This is a genomic window from Serratia sp. (in: enterobacteria), assembly GCF_052400455.1.
GTDB lineage: Bacteria > Pseudomonadota > Gammaproteobacteria > Enterobacterales > Enterobacteriaceae > Serratia > Serratia ureilytica.
The window spans coordinates 5,068,742-5,089,375 of sequence record NZ_CP185812.1 but is presented as its reverse complement, the minus strand read 5'-3'; the positions used below and the strand labels follow the sequence as shown (position 1 = coordinate 5,089,375).

The 20,634-nt window shown below is 59.0% G+C and carries 21 protein-coding genes; 11 read left to right on the top strand and 10 right to left on the bottom strand.

The genetic code is table 11. The annotated features are described in order from the left end of the window. Nucleotides 1-682: 682 nt before the first annotated feature. The 9 genes from rpmH to ACORQT_RS24340 all read left to right on the top strand — a co-directional run bounded on the left by rpmH (nt 683) and on the right by ACORQT_RS24340 (nt 8,625). The gene (gene rpmH / locus ACORQT_RS24380) at nt 683-823 is read left to right on the top strand and encodes a 50S ribosomal protein L34 (protein ID WP_000831330.1); all 141 of its coding nucleotides are present in this window, start codon (nt 683-685) and stop codon (nt 821-823) included. A gap of 17 nt (nt 824-840) precedes the next feature. Beyond that, complete coding sequence (rnpA, locus tag ACORQT_RS24375) at nt 841-1,200, top strand: ribonuclease P protein component (protein ID WP_004933883.1); 360 nt, start codon at nt 841-843, stop codon at nt 1,198-1,200. Next, on the top strand, nt 1,164-1,421 hold the full coding sequence (gene yidD / locus ACORQT_RS24370) for a membrane protein insertion efficiency factor YidD (RefSeq protein WP_004933881.1): 258 nt from the start codon (nt 1,164-1,166) through the stop codon (nt 1,419-1,421). The genes rnpA and yidD overlap by 37 nt, the downstream gene beginning before the upstream one ends. Nucleotides 1,422-1,423: 2 nt before the next feature. Next, nucleotides 1,424-3,061 (top strand): membrane protein insertase YidC, encoded by a 1,638-nt coding sequence (gene yidC, locus ACORQT_RS24365; RefSeq protein ID WP_033645144.1) that lies wholly within the window; start codon nt 1,424-1,426, stop codon nt 3,059-3,061. A 96-nt stretch (nt 3,062-3,157) separates the two neighbouring features. Beyond that, on the top strand, nt 3,158-4,522 hold the full coding sequence (gene mnmE, locus ACORQT_RS24360; RefSeq protein ID WP_164057672.1) for a tRNA uridine-5-carboxymethylaminomethyl(34) synthesis GTPase MnmE: 1,365 nt from the start codon (nt 3,158-3,160) through the stop codon (nt 4,520-4,522). A gap of 111 nt (nt 4,523-4,633) precedes the next feature. After that, nucleotides 4,634-5,947 carry a lysine N(6)-hydroxylase/L-ornithine N(5)-oxygenase family protein gene (locus ACORQT_RS24355; protein ID WP_099785162.1) on the top strand — a complete coding sequence of 438 codons (1,314 nt, stop codon included), beginning with the start codon at nt 4,634-4,636 and terminating at the stop codon, nt 5,945-5,947. A 95-nt stretch (nt 5,948-6,042) separates the two neighbouring features. After that, entirely contained in the window at nt 6,043-6,768 is a 726-nt protein-coding gene (locus ACORQT_RS24350; RefSeq protein ID WP_025304753.1) for a 4'-phosphopantetheinyl transferase family protein, read from the top strand. 161 nt (nt 6,769-6,929) lie between these two features. Further along, a complete protein-coding gene (locus ACORQT_RS24345; RefSeq protein ID WP_033645148.1) occupies nt 6,930-7,496 on the top strand; it encodes an NADPH-dependent FMN reductase in 567 nt (188 codons plus the stop codon). 76 nt (nt 7,497-7,572) lie between these two features. Beyond that, entirely contained in the window at nt 7,573-8,625 is a 1,053-nt protein-coding gene (locus ACORQT_RS24340) for a hypothetical protein (protein WP_033645149.1), read from the top strand. Between the two features lie 35 nt (nt 8,626-8,660). Here ACORQT_RS24340 and ACORQT_RS24335 read toward each other — a convergent pair whose 3' ends face one another. Next, entirely contained in the window at nt 8,661-9,998 is a 1,338-nt protein-coding gene (locus ACORQT_RS24335) for an NCS2 family permease (RefSeq protein ID WP_033652325.1), read from the bottom strand. 235 nt (nt 9,999-10,233) lie between these two features. On the opposite strand from ACORQT_RS24335, the gene ACORQT_RS24330 reads away from it, so the two are divergent. Then, a complete protein-coding gene (locus ACORQT_RS24330) occupies nt 10,234-10,638 on the top strand; it encodes an NUDIX hydrolase (protein WP_033645151.1) in 405 nt (134 codons plus the stop codon). A gap of 46 nt (nt 10,639-10,684) precedes the next feature. Then, on the top strand, nt 10,685-11,353 hold the full coding sequence (yieH, locus tag ACORQT_RS24325; protein ID WP_004933845.1) for a 6-phosphogluconate phosphatase: 669 nt from the start codon (nt 10,685-10,687) through the stop codon (nt 11,351-11,353). Here yieH and ACORQT_RS24320 read toward each other — a convergent pair. The 9 genes from ACORQT_RS24320 to glmS all read right to left on the bottom strand — a co-directional run bounded on the left by ACORQT_RS24320 (nt 11,350) and on the right by glmS (nt 20,612). Further along, nucleotides 11,350-12,090 (bottom strand): amino acid ABC transporter permease, encoded by a 741-nt coding sequence (locus tag ACORQT_RS24320; RefSeq protein WP_033645153.1) that lies wholly within the window; start codon nt 12,088-12,090, stop codon nt 11,350-11,352. The genes yieH and ACORQT_RS24320 overlap by 4 nt on opposite strands. A 1-nt stretch (nt 12,091) precedes the next feature. Continuing rightward, the gene (locus ACORQT_RS24315) at nt 12,092-12,805 is read right to left on the bottom strand and encodes an amino acid ABC transporter permease (RefSeq protein WP_033645154.1); all 714 of its coding nucleotides are present in this window, start codon (nt 12,803-12,805) and stop codon (nt 12,092-12,094) included. A gap of 81 nt (nt 12,806-12,886) precedes the next feature. Next, entirely contained in the window at nt 12,887-13,726 is an 840-nt protein-coding gene (locus tag ACORQT_RS24310) for an ABC transporter substrate-binding protein (protein WP_147838425.1), read from the bottom strand. 168 nt (nt 13,727-13,894) lie between these two features. Then, a complete protein-coding gene (gene phoU, locus ACORQT_RS24305) occupies nt 13,895-14,629 on the bottom strand; it encodes a phosphate signaling complex protein PhoU (protein ID WP_004933833.1) in 735 nt (244 codons plus the stop codon). A gap of 11 nt (nt 14,630-14,640) precedes the next feature. Continuing rightward, nucleotides 14,641-15,411, bottom strand: a complete 771-nt coding sequence (gene pstB, locus ACORQT_RS24300; RefSeq protein ID WP_016929614.1) for a phosphate ABC transporter ATP-binding protein PstB — start codon at nt 15,409-15,411, stop codon at nt 14,641-14,643. 54 nt (nt 15,412-15,465) lie between these two features. Then, nucleotides 15,466-16,356 carry a phosphate ABC transporter permease PstA gene (pstA, locus tag ACORQT_RS24295; RefSeq protein WP_019455481.1) on the bottom strand — a complete coding sequence of 297 codons (891 nt, stop codon included), beginning with the start codon at nt 16,354-16,356 and terminating at the stop codon, nt 15,466-15,468. A 1-nt stretch (nt 16,357) separates the two neighbouring features. Beyond that, on the bottom strand, nt 16,358-17,314 hold the full coding sequence (gene pstC / locus ACORQT_RS24290; RefSeq protein ID WP_016929615.1) for a phosphate ABC transporter permease PstC: 957 nt from the start codon (nt 17,312-17,314) through the stop codon (nt 16,358-16,360). Nucleotides 17,315-17,405: 91 nt separating this feature from the next. After that, the gene (gene pstS / locus ACORQT_RS24285) at nt 17,406-18,446 is read right to left on the bottom strand and encodes a phosphate ABC transporter substrate-binding protein PstS (RefSeq protein WP_033645155.1); all 1,041 of its coding nucleotides are present in this window, start codon (nt 18,444-18,446) and stop codon (nt 17,406-17,408) included. A gap of 336 nt (nt 18,447-18,782) precedes the next feature. Next, nucleotides 18,783-20,612 (bottom strand): glutamine--fructose-6-phosphate transaminase (isomerizing), encoded by a 1,830-nt coding sequence (glmS, locus tag ACORQT_RS24280; protein ID WP_117188760.1) that lies wholly within the window; start codon nt 20,610-20,612, stop codon nt 18,783-18,785. Between the last annotated feature and the right edge of the window lie 22 nt (nt 20,613-20,634).

Below are 20,634 nucleotides of genomic sequence, written 5' to 3'. Positions count from 1 at the left end.
GGCGGACTCCACTCGAACAAGATCAATAAAGAAAAGAAACGGGCAACTTTTTTATAACTCATGATTTTTGACACATACCCGGCATCGGCTGTTTGCCTGTGGGGGATGCGAACCGCCTTTCACGGTTTGTGTCCCTCACGATCCCGGCATGAGGGATCGCGATCGGAATGACGGATCATAGCGCAATCCGCGCAAGAGATCCTCCCCTTCCTCACAGATTAGATCCATTTTATCCACAGGCCGCGGCCGGCGGCGATCTTTTCGCCGCCGGCGCCGAATGACCGCGCAGATCCCGGCCGCTGCGCCGCGTTTTTTACATTGTCAACCGGTTATACCCTGTTATCCACGTCGGATCCTGGGATCGCGCGCAAAGGATCTCACGGGGATCCTTGCGATTTCACCCCGAGTCCGTATAATCTTCGCCCTACGTGTGATACCTGGTTCCTTATGGTGCGTCATTAGCCAGACAGGATTCTGCGGTGACCACGGGCCAAGACCGGATTTTGTGCCGTTATTGGCAGACAACCAGGTAGGCTGGCGCGATGCGAATTGACTCAGGACTGTACAATTATTACAATCCCGCTTCTTTATGTATTGCGATTGAGGCGTCGGTCATCTTCACGCCGAGTAGCCAAACGCGTTTACTGATCAGTAATTATTTTAAGTTTAGGTAGAAATCGCTATGAAACGCACTTTCCAACCGTCCGTATTGAAGCGCAACCGTAGCCACGGTTTCCGTGCTCGTATGGCCACCAAAAATGGTCGTCAAGTTCTGGCCCGCCGTCGTGCGAAAGGCCGTGCTCGTCTGACTGTTTCTAAGTAATAAAGCTAACCCGCTGAGTGGTTAAGCTCGCTTTTCCCAGGGAGTTACGTTTGTTAACTCCCACTCATTTCACTTTCGTCTTCCAGCAGCCACAACGGGCTGGCACGCCGCAAATCACCATCCTCGGCCGCCTGAACCAGCTGGGGCATCCCCGCATCGGTCTTACCGTCGCCAAAAAACACGTCAAACGCGCGCACGAGCGTAATCGGATCAAACGCCTAACCCGCGAAAGCTTCCGCCTGCGCCAGCACGAATTACCGGCGATGGATTTTGTCGTGGTGGCCAAAAAGGGGATAGCGGATTTGGATAACCGCGCGCTGACGGAAGCTTTGGATAAATTATGGCGTCGCCACTGTCGCCAGGCTCCCGCATCCTGATCGGGCTGGTGCGGGCCTATCAGCTCGTCATCAGTCCGCTGCTAGGGCCTCGTTGTCGCTTCCAGCCGACATGCTCTCATTACGCAATTGAGGCATTAAGCAGGTTTGGCATGATAAAAGGCAGTTGGTTAGCATTGAAACGCGTATTAAAATGCCACCCTTTGAACCCAGGTGGCGATGATCCGGTGCCGCCAAAAACCGACGATAACAGAGAACACTAACGATGGATTCGCAACGCAATCTTCTCCTCATCGCTCTGCTGTTCGTGTCTTTCATGATCTGGCAGGCATGGCAAACGGACAACGCTCCGCAGCCGGCCGCACAGACCACGCAACAGACTTCGAACGCAGTAGCCGGTGATGCCGCCAGCCAGGCCGTGCCAGCCAGTGGTCAGGGTAAGCTGATTACCGTGAACACCGACGTGCTGTCACTGACCATCAACACCCGTGGTGGCGATATCGAGCAGGCTAAACTGTTGGCCTACCCGGAAACTCTGGGTTCATCGACTCCGTTCCAACTGCTGGAAACCACTCCGTCGTTCGTCTATCAGGCGCAAAGCGGCCTGACCGGTAAAAACGGCCCGGACAACCCGGCCAACGGCGAACGCCCGCTGTACCAAGCGGCGCAGGACAGCTACACCCTGCCGGAAGGCCAGGACGAGCTGCGCATCCCGCTGACCTACACCGATAAAGACGGCGCGGTCTACACCAAGACCTTCGTGCTCAAACGCAACCACTATGCGGTCGGCGTAGATTACAGCATCGACAACAAAGGCGCGGCGCCGCTGGAGCTGACCCTGTTCGGCCAGCTGAAGCAGACCACCGAATTGCCTAAGCACCGCGATACCGGCAGCAGCAACTTCGCGCTGCACACCTTCCGCGGCGCGGCGTACTCGTCCAGCGAGGACAAGTACCAGAAATACGCGTTCGACAAAGACGAAAACCTGAGCGTCACCACCAAAGACGGTTGGGTCGCCATGCTGCAGCAGTACTTCGCCACCGCGTGGGTACCGGCGACCAAGGGTGACAACACCTTCTACACCGCCAAACCGGGTGACAACCTGTCCACCATCGGCTTCAAATCTACGCCGGTCGTGGTGCAGCCTGGCGCTCAGCAGCAGCTGAACGCGACCCTGTGGGTCGGCCCGGAGCTGCAGGACCAGATGGCCCAACTGGCGCCGCACCTGGATCTGACCGTGGATTACGGCTGGCTGTGGTTCATCTCCCAGCCGCTGTTCAAACTGCTGAAGTTCATCCACGGCTTTATCGGCAACTGGGGCTTCTCCATCATCATCATCACCTTCATCGTGCGCGGCATCATGTACCCGCTGACCAAGGCGCAGTACACCTCGATGGCGAAAATGCGCATGTTGCAGCCGAAGCTGCAGGCGATGCGCGAACGCATCGGCGATGACAAGCAGCGCATGAGCCAAGAGATGATGGCGCTGTACAAGGCGGAGAAAGTGAACCCGCTCGGCGGCTGCCTGCCGCTGATCATTCAGATGCCGATCTTCCTGGCGCTGTACTACATGCTGATGGGTTCGGTCGAGCTGCGCCACGCGCCGTTCGCCCTGTGGATCCATGACCTGTCGGCGCAAGACCCGTACTACATCCTGCCAATCCTGATGGGCGTGACGATGTTCTTCATTCAGAAGATGTCGCCGACCACCGTGACTGACCCGATGCAACAGAAAATCATGACCTTCATGCCGGTGATCTTCACAGTGTTCTTCCTGTGGTTCCCGTCCGGTCTGGTGCTGTACTACATCGTCAGCAACCTGGTGACCATCCTGCAGCAGCAGCTGATTTACCGTGGTCTGGAAAAACGCGGTCTGCACAGCCGCGACAAGAAAAAAAGCTAAGCGTATTGTAGGGGTTCGGCGCGCCGACCCTTGCAGTCACCCCAAAGGCGGTCATTAGACCGCCTTTTTGCATCTTAATCGTCAGAGAGAACCGTTATGAGCACCACCGATACCATCGTAGCCCAAGCCACCCCGCCGGGACGCGGCGGCGTCGGCATTCTGCGCATTTCCGGAAGCAAGGCCAAAGACGTCGCCCAGGCGTTGCTCGGCAAGCTGCCGAAGCCGCGCTACGCTGACTATCTGCCGTTCCGCGACGCTACGGGCGCCACCCTCGATCAGGGCATCGCGCTGTGGTTCCCGGGGCCGAACTCCTTTACCGGCGAAGACGTGCTGGAACTGCAGGGCCACGGCGGGCCGGTGATCCTCGATCTGCTGCTCAAGCGCGTGCTGGCGCTGCCCGACGTGCGCATCGCGCGGCCGGGCGAGTTCTCCGAGCGCGCGTTTCTCAACGACAAACTCGATCTGGCGCAGGCCGAAGCGATTGCCGATCTGATCGACGCCAGCTCCGAGCAGGCGGCGCGTTCGGCGATGAACTCGCTGCAAGGCGCGTTCTCCACCCGCATCCACCAGCTCGTGGAAGCGCTCACTCACCTGCGAATCTATGTGGAAGCGGCGATCGACTTCCCGGACGAGGAAATCGACTTCCTGTCCGACGGTAAAATCGAGGCGCAGCTCAACGACGTGATGGCGGATCTGGACAACGTGCGCGGTGAAGCGCGCCAGGGCAGCCTGCTGCGCGAAGGGATGAAGGTGGTGATCGCCGGGCGCCCCAATGCCGGCAAATCGAGCCTGCTCAATGCACTGGCCGGACGCGAGGCGGCGATCGTCACCGATATCGCCGGCACCACCCGCGACGTTCTGCGCGAACACATCCATATCGACGGCATGCCGCTGCACATCATCGACACCGCCGGCCTGCGCGACGCCAGCGACGAAGTGGAGCGCATCGGCATCGAACGTGCATGGAACGAGATCGAACAGGCCGACAGAGTGCTGTTTATGGTTGACGGCACCACCACCGCCGCCACCGAGCCGGCGGAGATCTGGCCGGAGTTTATGGCGCGCCTGCCGGACACGCTGCCGATCACCGTGGTGCGCAACAAAGCCGACATCACCGGTGAAACGCTGGGTATGACGGAAGTGAATAACCACTCACTTATTCGCCTGTCGGCCCGCACCGGCGAAGGCGTCGATGTGCTGCGCGATCATCTTAAACAGAGCATGGGCTTCACCAGCAACATGGAAGGCGGCTTCCTGGCGCGCCGTCGCCACCTGCAGGCGCTGGAACTGGCGGCGCAGCATCTGGTACAGGGCAAAGAACAGTTAGTGAGCGCTTACGCGGGGGAGCTGCTGGCCGAGGAACTGCGCCAGGCGCAGCTGGCCCTGAGCGAAATCACCGGCGAATTCACCTCCGACGATCTGCTGGGCCGCATCTTCTCCAGCTTCTGTATCGGGAAATAATCGACTGCGAGCGCCGTATCCTACTCGGCGCCCGCATGTTACTTCTCCCGGCGGCATCAAAACTCACCTAAGCTTATCTCATCAATTTTGATGCTTGAGAGATAAGCTTACATGAACGAACCTTTAGACTTGATCGGCGTGGGATTGGGGCCTTTCAATCTCAGTCTGGCCGCTCTGGCCGCCGAAAGCAACGCCGTCAATTATACCTTTCTCGATCGTAACGCCAGCTTCCGCTGGCATCCCGGTATGCTGTTGCCCTCAGCTTATATGCAAACCTATGTACTGCAGGATCTGGTTACCGCCGTCAGCCCACGCAGCCAATTTTCATTTATTAATTACTTGGTCGAAAAGAAAAAAATTTATCGTTTTTTAATCACCGAGCAGCAAATTATCAGCCGGGAAGAATTTTCCGACTACCTGAGTTGGGCCTGCGAAAGGTTAGACGGACTACAGTTTTCACAGTCCGTAGAGCGTATTGATTTTGACGATGAAAAGGGTTTGTTCAAGGTAAGTACCCACAACCAGACTCTGTGGGCGAAAAATATCTGTCTGGGTACCGGACATGACCCTTGGTTGCCGGAAGCATTTTACCCGGCGCTGGGTGAAAACTGCATGCATGCCGCTGAAATAGCCCTGCGCAATCCAGACTTCAGCGGCAAGCGGGTTATGGTAGTGGGCGGCGGCCAAAGCGGCGCCGATGTTTTTTTGAACGCGTTGCAGGGACACTGGGGCGAGCCGGCACAGCTGGATTGGCTCTCGCGCCGTCCCAATTTTCAGCCGCTGGATGAGTCCCCCTTCACCAACGAATATTTCACTCCTGAGTACGTCGACTATTTCTATACGCTGCCGGCCGAGATCCGCGCACGTGAAATCAAAACACAGAAATTGCCGGCAGACGGCATCAGCAATCATACGCTGCGAACCTTGTACCGTGAGCTTTATATGCGTTTTGACGTGATGCGCCAGACACGCAATGTGCGTTTACTGCCCCATCGCACTCTACTGACCGTAGAATCAAAGGATGGGGCTTTTCATCTGCGCACGCTTCACGGTCTGGAAAATCGCCAGGAAAGTTTCAGAGCCGATATCGTCATTCTGGCCACCGGCTATCGCGCCACTCTGCCCGCTTATCTGAAACCCCTGGTGCCACGCATCCCGCTCGATTCGAAGCAGCATCTACCGCTGCTGCCAAATTTTAATCTTGAATGGCTCGGCCCGGAACAAAATCGAATTTATGCGGTAAATGCCGGGATACACAGCCATGGCAGCGCAGAAGGCGGACTGAGCCTGATGGCCTGGCGTTCAGCGCGCATCCTCAATCACTTGCTGGGCAAGCCATACTTTGATTTGGCACCGAACACATCAATGATCCAATGGTGGAGCGATGCCGCGTCGGACGATATCTCTTCCATCGTTAATAAATAGGATAATCCGCATAGTGTTTTTTGATGATAAATCCTCAACTTAGCCTTAATCTAACACCCCTGCGTTCTTAGCGACCCTCTGTCATGGAGTGAACAATGGCGTGTCATTTTGCCCGATGGACCCCGGCCTCCGCTGTCCTGGATACCCAGAGACTCTCCGACGAAGTTATAGCCGCCACCCGCACCTTTTCCGTTAAGCGCCGCACGCGTTACCTGCAAGGGCGCATTCTGCTCGCCGAAATGATGTTTTACCTGTACGGCCTGCCGACGCTTCCCCCTATAGCCACCACCCCGACCGGCCGCCCCTGCTTCGCCGATCATCAGCTGCCCGATTTTAGCCTCGCCTACGCCAGCAACACCGTGGGCGTGCTGCTCAGCGACGAAGGCAAAGTCGGACTGGATATCGAAGTGATGCGGGCGCGCGGCACCCGGCAAAGCGCGCTGCAACACGCGCATCAGACGCCGGCGGAAAGTGCCTGGATCGGCGCGCAGGACGATCGGCTGGAGGCGGAAACTCAGCTGTGGAGCATCCGGCAAAGCGTGCTGAAAATTTCCGGCCTGGGCAACAGCGGCCAGTCTACGCTGCGTCTGCATCCGTTCTCCGGGCACCTGCGCTCCAGCGCCACGCCGGACGTTCAGGTGATGAGCGACGCCGATGAATACCTGAGCTGGGCCTGCGCCGGCAGCCCCGGGCTGGATCGCCTGCTGTGCTGGCGCTACGAAGAGCGCGGTGGCCTGCACAAAGACGGGGAAATCTCGCCCCGCAGCCCGGCGGCGTCCTCGCGATTCGTCAAACTGACGGGCCTGAAGACGCCCGGTTAACGTGGCGCAAGGCGGATAAAGCCGTTTTTACCGCACGAATTTCTGCCGTAATTTGTAAAAACAGCTAAATGTTGAGCAATCGCCTATTCTCGACCCGAGCTTTAGCCTACTATTCGCCCATGTTGTCCGCTGAATCTGCTCATTCGAAAGGGAGAATCACCATGTCAGACCAAGCCTTAAAAATCGTCACTCTACTCGGCAGCCTGCGCAAAGGCTCCTACAACGCCATGGTGGCCCGCGCCCTGCCTGGCCTGGCTCCGCAGGGCGTCACCATTGAAGCGCTGCCCTCCATCCGCGATATCCCGCTGTACGACGCCGACATGCAACAGGGTGAAGGCTTCCCTGCCGCAGTCGAAGCGATAGCAGAGCAGATCCGCCAGGCCGACGGCGTGATCATCGTCACCCCCGAATACAACTATTCCGTGCCCGGCGGGTTGAAAAACGCCATCGATTGGTTGTCTCGCTTGCCGAATCAACCGCTGGCCGGCAAGCCGGTGGCCATTCAAACCAGCTCGATGGGGCCCATCGGCGGCGCGCGCTGCCAGTACCACCTGCGCCAGATCCTGGTGTTCCTGGATGCGATGGTGATGAACAAGCCCGAGTTTATGGGCGGCGTGATCCAGAACAAGGTCGATGAACAGGCCGGCGAACTGAGCGATCAGGGAACGTTGGATTTCCTGACCGGCCAGCTGTCCGCGTTCAGCGATTTCATTCGCCGCGTGGAATGACGGTCTCGCGGCGCCCGCAGGGCGCCGCAACAGGACATGAAGTCCGCCAATTTATTGAAATTAAAGCCATAGCATCATGTATTTTTTCATTTTAGCGTTATTTTTCGTTTCCATCACCAGTCCCGCTTTCGCCGCAGACATGCGTTATCCCGCCGGTGAAGAGCCGCTGGAGCTGCCTGCGCACAGTGCGCTTAACGCCCAACTGTCGCGATCCGCGCAAAACCAGGAAGATAAAAAGCTGGGCGCCATGTCGCTGTACCTGACGCTGATGCGCGAAGACGGCCGCAACGTCTGGGCCCCCTACCAGCTGGCGGTATCGTCGGCGGAGAAAGGGCAAACCGAGCTGGCGGAGCGCTATCTGCAGCTGAGCGCCGATCGCGGCCTGTGGTACTACTACAATCTGCTGGAGGACGACGCCTTCAACAGCATCCAGCACTCCGCCACCTACCAATCCATTCTGGCCGCCACCAAAGCGCGCTATCTGCAGCACGCCCGCCGCTATGAAGGCAAAGCCAGCTACGCGATACCGGACGGCGAAGCGCCGCCCGAAGGTTGGCCAACGGTGATCTTCCTGCATACCTACGGCAAGGCCGCCGCCATCAGCCCCGAGGAACGGCTGCTGTTCGGCGAAATGGGCGTGGCCTATATCGAGATCAACGGCACGCAGATGTTGTCGGAAAACAGCTTCCGCTGGTCGAATTACAGCGACGAGAGCACCCAGGCCGCCCTTCAGCGTACGGTGCAACAGCTGGCTCCACAGTTAAAGCTGAACCCCCAACGGATTTATCTCAGCGCTCGCGGCCAGGGTGCGCTGCACGCCGCCAATCTGATCGCGAAGTACCCGCAGTTTTACGCCGGCGCGCTATTGATCGCCCCCAACGGCGAGATCAAGCCGGCCCAGCAGTCGCTGGCGGCGAAAAAGAAAATCGTGATGGCGTATTACGATCGGCAGAACTTCAGCGAGCAGGCGCTGGCGTTGCACTTCGCCAATCTGTTCGGAGAGGATAATCAGGTGCAAACGCTGCACTTCGCCCAGGGGGAGGATGCCGCCGGCAGTTGGCAGGCACGCTTCAGGCGGCCATTGCAATGGGTGCTGGATCGGGCGCCGGATGCGACGCCGGGAGTCTAGGGTTTCAGGGCCGACGGACGTCGGCCCTTTGGCTGTCAATGGCCGTCGACGAAAACGATCTTCAGCACGAACAGCAGCGCCACGACCACCACGCACGGGCTGATTTCACGCCAGCGGCCGGTACCGAGCTTCATCACGCAGTAGGAGATAAAGCCGAGCGCAATGCCTTCGGTGATCGAGAAGCTGAACGGCATCATCACCGCGGTGACAAACGCCGGTACCGCTTCGGTCAGATCGTCCCATTTCACCCGCGCCAGGCTGGAGGTCATCAGCACGCCGACGTAGATCAGCGCGCCGGCAGCGGCATACGCCGGCACCATACCCGCCAGCGGCGACAGGAAGATCACCAGCAGGAACAGCAGGCCGGTGACCACCGCCGTCAAACCGGTGCGGCCGCCCACGGCGACGCCGGATGAGCTTTCGATGTAAGCGGTTACGGAAGAAGTGCCCGCCAGCGAGCCGGCCACCGAGCTGATGCTGTCAACGTACAGCGCCTGCTTCATGCGCGGGAACTTGCCCTGATTGTCGGTCAAACCGGCTTTATCGGTAACGCCGATCAGGGTGCCGGAGGAGTCGAACAGGTTCACCAGCATAAACGAGAAGATGACCCCGGCCAGCCCGATGTTCAGCGCGCCGGCCACGTCGACCTGGCCCACTACCGAGGTGATGCTCGGCGGCAAGGAGAACAGGCCGCCGTATTTCACGTCGCCCAGCATCCAGCCGATCAGGGTAGTGACCACGATCGATACCAGCACCGCCGCGTGGAAGTTGCGCGAAGAGAGCACGGCGATGATGAAGAAGCCAAGCGCCCCCAGCAGCACATTGTGCGAGGTCAGGCTGCCAATGGTCACCAGCGTGTCCGGGTTGGCCACCACGATGCCGGCGTTTTTCAGCCCCATCATGCCGATGAACAGACCGATGCCGCTGGTGATGCCGACCCGCAGGCTGACCGGAATGTTGGCGATCATCCAGTAGCGAATGCGGAAAATGGTCAGCAGCAGCAGGCCGACCGCGCCCCAGAAGATGGCGCCCATGCCCACCTGCCAGGAGATGCCCATCGCGCCGACCACCACGAAGGCGAAGAAGGCGTTCAGGCCCATCGCCGGCGCCAACGCCACCGGCAGGTTCGCCAGCAGGCCCATAAGGATGCTGCCGAAGGCGGCGATCAAACAGGTGGTGACAAATACCGCCTGGGTATCCATGCCCGCCGCGCCCAAAATTTGCGGGTTAACGAACACGATATACACCATGGTGAGGAAAGTGGTGATACCGGCAATCGTTTCCGTACGCGCCGTCGTGCCATGTTGCTTGAGTTTAAACACGCGCCCAAGCAAGCCTTGCTCAGCGTCAAGGCCAGATACTGGTTTGGTCATTATCAGAATTCCGAAAATGGGAATGGACAGTCGCCGGCTATCCTATAACAAAAAATGGGGCTTTTGACGCCGGTCACAGGTTTTTTTCGCCGTCTTTACGGCTAAACGCGTCAACGGCTTGTATTTACAGGCATTCATTCTCCATCACAGCCCGCCGCGTTGCCGTTTGCCGACACGGCCGATAAAATGGCCTATCGCATCTCTTACCCTACCCGCTAAAAAAACAGGAACCCGCATGTCTTCGACCTTTATCGATAAGCTCGCGTTGATCGCGCTGAAAGATGACAAAGTGGCGCTGGTGCGCTCGCACAACAAGACGCTGTTTTATGTACCGGGCGGAAAGCGTGAAGCGGGTGAAACCGATGAGCAGGCGCTGTGCCGCGAAATCGACGAAGAGCTGACCGTTGCGCTGCAGCCGCAATCCATCGCGTTTTACGGCGAGTTCACCGGCCCGGCGGACGGCAAGCAGGACGGCACTCAGGTGCGCATTCGTTGCTACCAGGCCGACTTTACCGGGCAGTTGCAGCCGGCCGCCGAAATCGCCGAGCTGAAGTGGTGCGACAGCCGCGATCTGCCGCAGTGTTCACACGTCGCCGCGCTGATTTTGCACGATCTCAAGGCGCGTAGCCTGATCAAGTGATCGCTGAGCGGCCTCAGCGGCGTTAACCCGAAGGAACCTGTCCCGCATGAATCAGATTGACTGCATTTTGTTCGACTGCGACGGCACGCTGGTGGACAGCGAAGTGCTGTGCAGCAAAGCCTATGTCCATATGTTCGCCCGCTACGGCATTCATCTGTCGCTGGAAGAGGTATTCAAGAAATACAAAGGGGTGAAGCTGTACGAGATCATCGATCGGGTCAACGCCGAGCAGGGCACTGACCTGGCAAAAGAGACGCTGGAGCCGCTGTATCGGCAAGAAGTGGCGCGGCTGTTCGACAGCGAACTGCAACAGATTGCCGGCGCCCGCGAGCTGCTGGCGCAGGTGACGGTGCCAGTCTGCACCGTCTCCAACGGGCCGGTCAGCAAGATGCAGCACTCGCTCGGCCTGACCGGCATGCTGCCTTATTTTGATGACCGGTTGTTCAGCGGCTATGACATTCAGCGCTGGAAGCCGGACCCGGCGATCGTGTTTCACGCCGCCGAACAGATGCAGGTGCCGGTGACGCGCTGCATCCTGGTGGACGATTCGCCCGCCGGCGCGCAGGCCGGCATCAATGCCGGCATCCCGGTCTTTTACTTCTGCGCCGATCCGCATAACCCGCCGATCGACCACCCGCTGGTGACAACGTTTGACGACCTGGCTCAATTGCCCGCGCTGTGGCGCGAACGCGGCTGGCGGCTGACGGCCGATTAACTGGCCGGCAACGGCGGCTTGTTGCGCCACCAGCGCCAGGAGCGCTTCAGGCCGCGGGTTTGCGCGCCGAAACGGCGGTTGACCGCGTTGGCCAGCAGATCGAGCGCCAGGCAGAACACGAAATAGACCAGCGCCACGAACAGGAAGACTTCCATCGGGTAGACCATGCTGCGGTTGTTGACCTGGGTCGCCAGGAAGGTCAGTTCGCCAACGCCGACGATATAAGCCAACGAGGTGTCTTTGATCAGAGAAATCCACTGGTTGATGAACGACGGCACCATCATGCGCAGCGCCTGCGGCAGCACGATCATGCGCAGCGTCTGCCAGCGGGTCAGCCCCAGAGAAAGCCCGGCCTGCCACTGGCCGGGGCCGATCGCGGCGATGCCGGCTTTCACCGCATGGGCCAGATAGGCCGAGGCGATCAGCGCCAGCGCGCACACGACGGTGGTGATTTCCGGGATCTCGACGCCAAACACCATCGGCAACAGGAAATAGGTCCAGAAGATCAGCATGATGACCGGAATGGCGCGGAAAAAGCCCAACACCGCCGCCAGCAGCCCGGCGGCGATGCCACGCGACATCGCCAGCGCCACGCCGAGCAGGGTGCCGAGCACCGCCGAGGCGACTCCGGCCATCAGACTGATCGCCAACGTCAGCGCCGCGCCGCCCAGCGGCCCATCCGGCCAGGTGCCCCACAGCAGGTAGCCCAGGTTGTCGTGAATCACGCTGAAATCCATCTCAATGCCCTCCCAGCGGTTTACGCTGTTGTCGCCACATGCCCCAGCCTTCCAGCAGCGCGATGATGGCGATATACAGTACCGTCGCCACGCCAAACGCCTGGAAAGTGCGCAGGGTTTCGGTTTCGACCTGACGCGAGGCGTAAGAGAGTTCGGCCACGCCGATCGCCATGGTCAACGACGAGTTCTTGATCACGTTCATGTATTGGCCCAGCAGCGGCGGCAGCGCGATTTTCAGCGCCTGCGGCAGCACCACATAGCGCATCGCCTGCCAGCCGGTCAGCCCCAGCGCCTGAGCGGCATATTTCTGCCCGCCGGCGACGCCGCGAATGCCGGAGCGGATCTCTTCGGCGATAAAGGCGGTGGAGTACAGCGTCAGGCCGAAGAAACCGGCGAGAAACTCGAATGACGGCCACTCAAGCGGGCCAACCTGATGGGCGCTGTTCAGCCACTGCATGGCGGCGGACGGCAGGATCTGCCCGGCGGCGAAGTACCAGAAGAACAGCTGCACCAGCAGCGGCGTATTGCGAAACAGCGAACTGTACCCCATCGCCAGCCAGCGCAACGGCCGCAGGCTGCTGTCGCGCATCGCCGCCAGCACAAAGCCCAGCAGCGTAGCCGCCAGCCCCGCGCAGGCGGAAAGCCACAGCGTCAGCAGAAAACCGTGCCACAGCCAGCTCAGGTATTGCGGCGCCAGCAGCCAGTCCAGGTTCATGTTCAATCCTTGTCTTGCAGAATGCATCAGGGGCGCAGCAAGCTGCGCCCCTCCGTGCCTATCTCACCGCAAGCGGTTAAGTCAGGCTTTTGGTTGCTGATCCAAAGGCGCGATTTTGAAATCGCCGCGCGGTTGAGCGGATTTGGTTTCCGGCCCGAACCAGCGATCGTAAATCTTAACCGCTTCGCCGTCTTTTTCCAGCTTGATCAGCGTCTCGTTCACCGCGGCGGTCAGGCGATCTTCACCCTTGGGAATGCCCACGCCCTGATACTCTTTGGTCAGGCTGAACGGCGAAATTTCAAACTCCGCCTTTTGCGCCGCCGGCAGGTTGCCGAGCAGGCCGACCAGCTTGGCGTCGTCCTGAGTGATCGCCTGCACGTTGCCGTTACGCAGCGCCACGAACGCCAGCGGGGTATCATCGTAGGAGATCACTTTCGCCGTTGGGAAACGCTCGCGCAGGGTGATTTCCTGCACCGTGCCCTTATCCGCGCCGATGCGCAGCTTCTTGATGTCTTCCGGCGTTTTCAACACGCCTTTGCGGGCGATGAATTTCTGGCCAGTGGCGAAGTACGGCACGCTGAAGTTCACTTCCTTGGCGCGCTCGTCGGTAATGGTGAAGTTGGCGGCAATCAGGTCAACCTTCTTCGACACCAGCAGCGGAATGCGGTTGGCCGGGTTGGTGGCGCGCAGCTCCACTTTCACCCCCAGCGCTTTGCCGATCGCGTCGGCGACATCCACATCGTAGCCCACCAGCTTCTTGCTCTGCGGATCGATGTAGCCGAACGGCGGGTTGCTGTCGAACACCGCGATGCGCACCACGCCGGCTTGCTTGATATCGTCAAGTTTGTCCGCGTGCGCGGCGCCGACAGCGAAACCGGTCAGACTGGCTAACAACGTTAAGGCCAAAGCGCGATGTTTCATAGAAAGCTCCTAAGTGGTTGATGTCCTGCTGGCGGATAAGCTAGCAAGCGCCACATAGGTCAGGAAATAATATAAAAAGCTATATTTATAACCTTTTTATCTTTACGCACTTAAGATGGAATAAAGGCGCGGGAAACCGCGCCTTGGAAGGATATTACCCGGAAAGGGTTAGTCGTCTTTTTCGTCTTTACCGCCCGGAGACAGCAGCTTTTCCAGGGCGTCGCCGCCCAAATGACGGAAATCCTGTCCTTTGACGAAATAGAAGATAAATTCGCAGATGTTCTGGCAGCGATCGCCGATACGCTCGATAGAACGGGCGCAGAACAACGCGGTCAGCACGCTCGGAATGGTGCGCGAATCTTCCATCATGTAGGTCATCAGCTGACGCACGATGCCTTCGTATTCCTGGTCGACCTTTTTATCTTCACGGTAAATACGGATCGCTTCGTCCAGATCCATGCGCGCGAACGCGTCCAGCACGTCGTGCAGCATCTGCACGGTGTGGCGCCCCAGCGACTCCAGGCTGACCAGCAGCGGCTGGTGCTGGTGCGAGAACTTCTCCAGCGCGGTGCGGCAGATCTTGTCCGCCACGTCGCCGATGCGTTCCAGCTCGGAAATGGTTTTGATGATCGCCATCACCAGACGCAGATCGCTGGCGGTCGGCTGGCGCTTGGCGATAATGCGCACGCAGGCTTCGTCGATCGCCACTTCCATCATGTTGACCTTGGCGTCGCCTTCGATCACGCGCTTGGCCAGCTCGCCATCCTGATTGTGCATCGCGGTGATGGCGTCGGTCAGCTGCTGCTCCACCAGCCCGCCCATGGTCAGCACCTGGGTGCGGATATGCTCGAGCTCTGCGTTGAACTGGCCGGAAATGTGTTTGTTTAAATTCAGGTTATCCATGATGCTTCCTATCAACCATAACGGCCAGTGATGTAGTCTTCAGTCTGCTTTTTCTGCGGCGCAGTGAACAGGTTATCAGTATCACTGAACTCGATCAGCTCGCCCAGATACATAAATGCGGTAGAGTCGGAGCAGCGCGCCGCCTGCTGCATGTTGTGCGTCACGATCACCACGGTGTAATCAGCCTTCAGCTCGCTGATCAGCTCTTCAATCTTGCCGGTGGAGATCGGATCCAGCGCCGAGCAAGGCTCATCCAGCAACAGCACTTCCGGACGAATGGCGATGCCGCGGGCGATGCACAGACGCTGCTGCTGGCCGCCGGAGAGGCTGTAGCCGCTCTGGTGCAGCTTGTCCTTGGTTTCGTTCCACAGCGCCGCTTTGGTCAGCGCCCACTGCACGCGCTCGTCCATATCGGCGCGCGACAGCTTTTCAAACAGGCGAACGCCGAAGGCGATGTTGTCGTAAATCGACATCGGGAACGGCGTCGGCTTTTGGAACACCATGCCGACCTTGGCGCGCAGCAGCGCGATATCCGAGTTGTCGGTCAGGATGTTCTGGCCGTCCAGCAGGATGCCGCCTTCCGCACGCTGTTCCGGGTACAGCTGGTACATCTTGTTGAAGGTGCGCAGCAGGGTGGACTTGCCACAGCCGGATGGGCCGATAAACGCGGTGACCTTGTTCTTGGCGATATCCAGCGTGATGTTCTTCAGCGCATGGAATTTGCCGTAGTAGAAGTTCAGATCGCGTACCTGAATTTTGCTGCTGGAAGCGTCAGTAACCATACTCATCAAGACTTCTCTCTTTTCATCAGCGCCGCCAAAGCGGCGCTCAAAATTTTATGAATGCTTTTTCTTGGCGAAAATCACGCGCGCCAGGATATTCAGTAACAGTACGCACAGGGTGATTAACAGCACCCCGGCCCAGGCCAGCTGTTGCCATTCGGCGAACGGGCTCATGGCGAATTTGAAGATGGTCACCGGCAGGTTGGCGATCGGCTGCATCAGGTCGGTGCTCCAGAACTGGTTCGACAGCGAGGTGAACAGCAGCGGCGCCGTTTCCCCCGCAATGCGCGCAATCGCCAGCAGCACGCCGGTGATGATACCGGACACCGACGCCTTCAGCGTGATGGCGGAAATCATGCGCCATTTCGGCGTGCCCAGCGCATAAGCGGCCTCGCGCAGCGTATCCGGCACCAGCTTCAGCATGTTCTCGGTGGTGCGAATGACGATCGGCACCTGCAGCAGCGCCAGTGCCACGATGCCGGCCCAACCGGAGAAGTGTTCCATCTTCGCCACCACAATGGTGTAAACGAACAGGCCCACCACGATCGACGGTGCGGACAACAGAATATCGTTGATAAAGCGGATCACTTCCGCCAACCAGGATTTACGTCCGTATTCCGCCAGGTAAATACCGGCCATGATGCCCAGCGGCGTGCCGAAAATGGTCGCCCACAGGATCAACAGGCCGCTGCCGGCGATGGCGTTGGCCAAGCCGCCGCCCGCGGTGTTCGGCGGCGGGGTCATCTCGGTGAACAGCGCCAGCGACATGCCGTCGAAGCCTTTGGTCACGGTGGCGATAAGGATCCAGATCAGCCAGAACAGCCCGAACGCCATGGTCGCCATCGACAAGAACAGCGCGAGGCGGTTTTTCTGCCGGCGCCAGGCCTGCATTTTGCGGCGGCTTTCCGCCAGAACGACTGCGTTTTGCATATCCATCGTCGCCATGTTAACGCCCCTCATTCTTGGCCAGACGCATGATCATCAGTTTCGACAGCGCCAGCACGATAAAGGTGATAACAAACAGAATCAGGCCCAGCTCCATCAGTGCGGCGGTGTGCACGCCGGACTCGGCTTCGGCGAATTCGTTGGCCAGCGCCGAGGTGATGCTGTTGCCCGGCATATACAGCGAAGCGCTGTCGAGCTGGTAGGTGTTGCCGATGATAAAGGTTACCGCCATGGTCTCCCCCAGCGCTCGGCCCAGACCCAGCATCACGCCGCCGATGACGCCGTTTTTGGTGAACGGCAGCACGATGCGCCAGATGACTTCCCAGGTGGTGCAGCCGATGCCGTAGGCCGACTCTTTCATCATTACCGGCGTCTGTTCGAACACGTCGCGCATCACCGCGGCGATGTAAGGAATGATCATGATAGCCAGGATAACCCCGGCGGCCAGAATGCCGATGCCGAAGGCCGGGCCGGAGAACAGCTCGCCGACGATAGGAATGCCCGACAGCACGTCGCCCACCGGCGTCTGGAAATATTCGGCGAACAGCGGGGCGAACACGAACAGGCCCCACATGCCGTAGACGATGCTCGGGATGGCCGCCAGCAGCTCAATGGCGATGCCCAGCGGCCGCTTCAACCAGTTCGGCGCCAGTTCGGTCAGGAACAGCGCGATGCCGAAACTCACCGGCACGGCGATAATCAGCGCGATGAGTGAGGTGACCACGGTGCCGTAGATAGGCACCAGCGCGCCGAACTGCTCCGCCGGCGCATCCCACTCTTTGGTCCACAGGAAGGCGAAGCCGAATTTCTGCATGCTTGGCCAGGAGGCGAAGATCAGCGAAACGATGATGCCGCCCAGCAACAATAGGGTAATCAGCGCAGCCAGTCTCACCAGCGCGCTGAAAATGATGTCACCGTTTTTGCCCGGTGCTTTGATGGTCGGCTTGTACTCAGCCATAGATTACTCTCTGTTTGAACCCTGGCAGCCCCAACCGGGATCGGAGCCTGAAGAACTGTGTGGGGCGCGGCGAACCCGCGCCCCTGCGTTGTTAGTACAGCGCTTTACCTGAACTGTCTTTTACGTTGGTTTTCCAGGCCGCACGCACCTGCTCAACCACTTCTTTCGGCAGGGTGGCGTAATCCAGTTCGTTAGCCTGCTTGCCGCCGGTTTTGTAGGCCCAGTCGAAGAACTTCAGCACTTCGGCGCCCTGAGCAGGGTTTTTCTGCTCTTTATGCACCAGGATGAAGGTGGTGGAGGTGATTGGCCACACGTTGTCGCCTTTCTGGTCAGTCAGATCCTGAGCGAAGGTTTTGCTCCAATCCGCACCCTTGGCGGCGTTGCTGAAGCTCTCTTCGGTCGGGCTGACCGGTTTGCCGTCGGCGGACACCAGCTTGGTGTAAGCCAGGTTGTTCTGCTTGGCGTAAGCGTATTCTACGTAGCCGATAGAGCCAGGCAGACGCTGAACGAAGGCGGCGATGCCGTCGTTGCCTTTGCCGCCCAGACCGGTCGGCCAGTTAACGGTAGAACCGGCGCCGATCTTCTCTTTCCACTGCGCGTTCACCTTGGACAGGTAGCTGGTAAACACGAACGAGGTGCCGGAACCGTCGGCGCGGCGCACCACGGCAATGTTCTGGTCAGGCAGTTTCACGCCTGGGTTCAGCTTGGTGATAGCCGGATCGTTCCACTTTTTGACGTTGCCCAGGTAGATATCGCCCAGGGTTTTACCGTCCAGCGTCAGTTCGCCGGATTTGATGCCCGGGATATTCACAGCCAGCACCACGCCGCCGATCACGGTCGGGAACTGGAACAGGCCATCGGCCGCCAGTTTGTCGTCAGACAGCGGGGCGTCGGAAGCGCCAAAGTCAACGGTGTTGGCCACGATTTGCTTCACGCCGCCAGAGGAGCCGATGCCCTGATAGTTAACTTTGTTGCCGGTTTCTTTCTGATAAGAATCTGCCCACTTGGCGTAAACCGGAGCGGGGAATGTCGCACCTGCACCGGTCAGGCTGGCAGCAGCGAACGCGGACACGGCGGTCAGGGAGAAGGTCGCTGCCACAATACTGGCGACGGTGGTACGCATCAGTTTCATAATCCCTCCTAATGGGATACTTAAAATCGACGTCGAGTCGTTTTAATCAGAGTAAGTATTGCTGCAGGAGGGAAAATAGGACAGTTTGGTGACAGAAAAATGTACGCAATATGACAGTTATATTACAGTGCATTTGAATGGGGTTTGTTTATTTAAAAATCAATAAATTAAATCAAAAATAGCGCAATTGCCAAACAACAAAAAAACCGTTTGGGCACGGCCTATCCGCTTGAATATGACAATGTTTATCGCCGAATCGGTCGCGCTGTCATCTTTAAGGTCGCTCATGAAAAAAGCCGGCGCGAAGGCCGGCTTTTGCAGTTTACCTGCGGCAAATTACTCTACGGTGACAGACTTCGCCAGGTTGCGCGGCTGGTCAACGTCGGTGCCCTTGATCAGCGCCACATGGTAAGACAGCAGCTGCAACGGCACGGTGTAGAAGATCGGCGCCACGATTTCCTCAACGTGCGGCAGAGGAATGATGGTCATGCCTTCGCTGCTGACGAAGCCGGCGTCCTGATCGGCGAACACGTACAGCTGACCGCCGCGCGCGCGCACTTCTTCAATGTTGGACTTCAGCTTTTCCAGCAGTTCGTTGTTCGGCGCCACCACGATCACTGGCATATCGGCGTCGATCAGCGCCAGCGGGCCGTGTTTCAACTCACCCGCCGCATAGGCTTCAGCGTGAATATAGGAGATCTCTTTCAGCTTCAGTGCCCCTTCCATGGCGATCGGGTACTGATCGCCGCGGCCGAGGAACAGCGCATGATGTTTGTCCGAGAAACCTTCCGCCAGCGCTTCGATTTCTTTATCCATCGACAGCATCTGCTCAATACGCGCCGGCAGCGCCTGCAGGCCGTGCACAATCTCCTGCTCCACGCTTTCCGCCATGCCTTTCAGACGGCCCAGGCGCGCCACCAGCATCAACAACACGGTGAGCTGCGTGGTAAAGGCTTTGGTCGAAGCAACGCCGATTTCCGTGCCCGCTTTGGTCATCAACGCCAAATCGGATTCGCGCACCAGCGAAGACCCCGCAACGTTACAAACGGCCAGCGAACCGAGATAACCCAGCTCTTTGGACAGACGCAGCGCCGCTAACGTGTCGGCGGTTTCGCCGGACTGCGACAGGGTGATGATCAGGCTGCCCGGACGCACCGCCGATTTGCGGTAACGGAATTCGGACGCGATCTCGACATCGCACGGCACGCCGGCCAGCGCTTCGAACCAGTAACGCGCCACCATCCCGGAGTGGTAAGACGTCCCGCAGGCGATGATCTGCACGTGCTGCACCTTGGCCAGCAGCTCGTCGGCGTGCGGGCCCAGCTCGCTCAGGTTGATTTGGCCATGACTGAAACGCCCTTCCAGGGTGTTTTTCAGCGCCAGCGGCTGTTCGTAAATCTCTTTTTGCATGTAGTGGCGGTAAGCGCCCTTGTCGCCGGCGTCATACTGCACCTGGGACTCGATCTCAGGGCGCTCGATGGCGTTACCCTGTTTGTCGAAGATGTTGACGGTGCGGCGAGTCACCTCCACCACATCGCCTTCTTCCAGGAAGATGAAGCGGCGGGTGACCGGCAGCAACGCCAGCTGATCGGAAGCGATGAAGTTTTCCCCGACGCCGCGGCCGATAACCAGCGGGCTGCCGGAGCGCGCCGCGACCAATACGCTCGGATCGCGGCTGTCCATCACCACGGTGCCGTAAGCGCCGCGCAGCTGTGGGATCACGCGCTGAACCACATCGAGCAGCGTACCGCCCTGCAGCTGTTCCCAGTGCACCAGGTGCGCGATCACTTCGGTGTCGGTTTCAGAGTTGAAGCGGTAACCGCGTTCGATCAGCAGTTCGCGCAGCGGCTCGTGGTTTTCGATGATGCCGTTATGCACCACGGTAATGTAGTCGGAAACATGCGGGTGCGCGTTCGCCTCGGTCGGTTCACCGTGCGTTGCCCAACGGGTGTGAGCGATGCCGGTGCCGCCGTGCAGATCGGTCTGCTCCGCCGCTTCGGCCAGTTTTTGCACCTTGCCTACGCGGCGCAGGCGACTGACGTTACCCTGCGAGTCGACCACCGCCAGACCGGCGGAGTCATAACCGCGGTACTCGAGACGGCGTAAACCTTCCAACAGAATTTCTGCGATATCACGTTGCGCTACTGCGCCTACAATTCCACACATCAGTTGTATTCCTAATGAACGT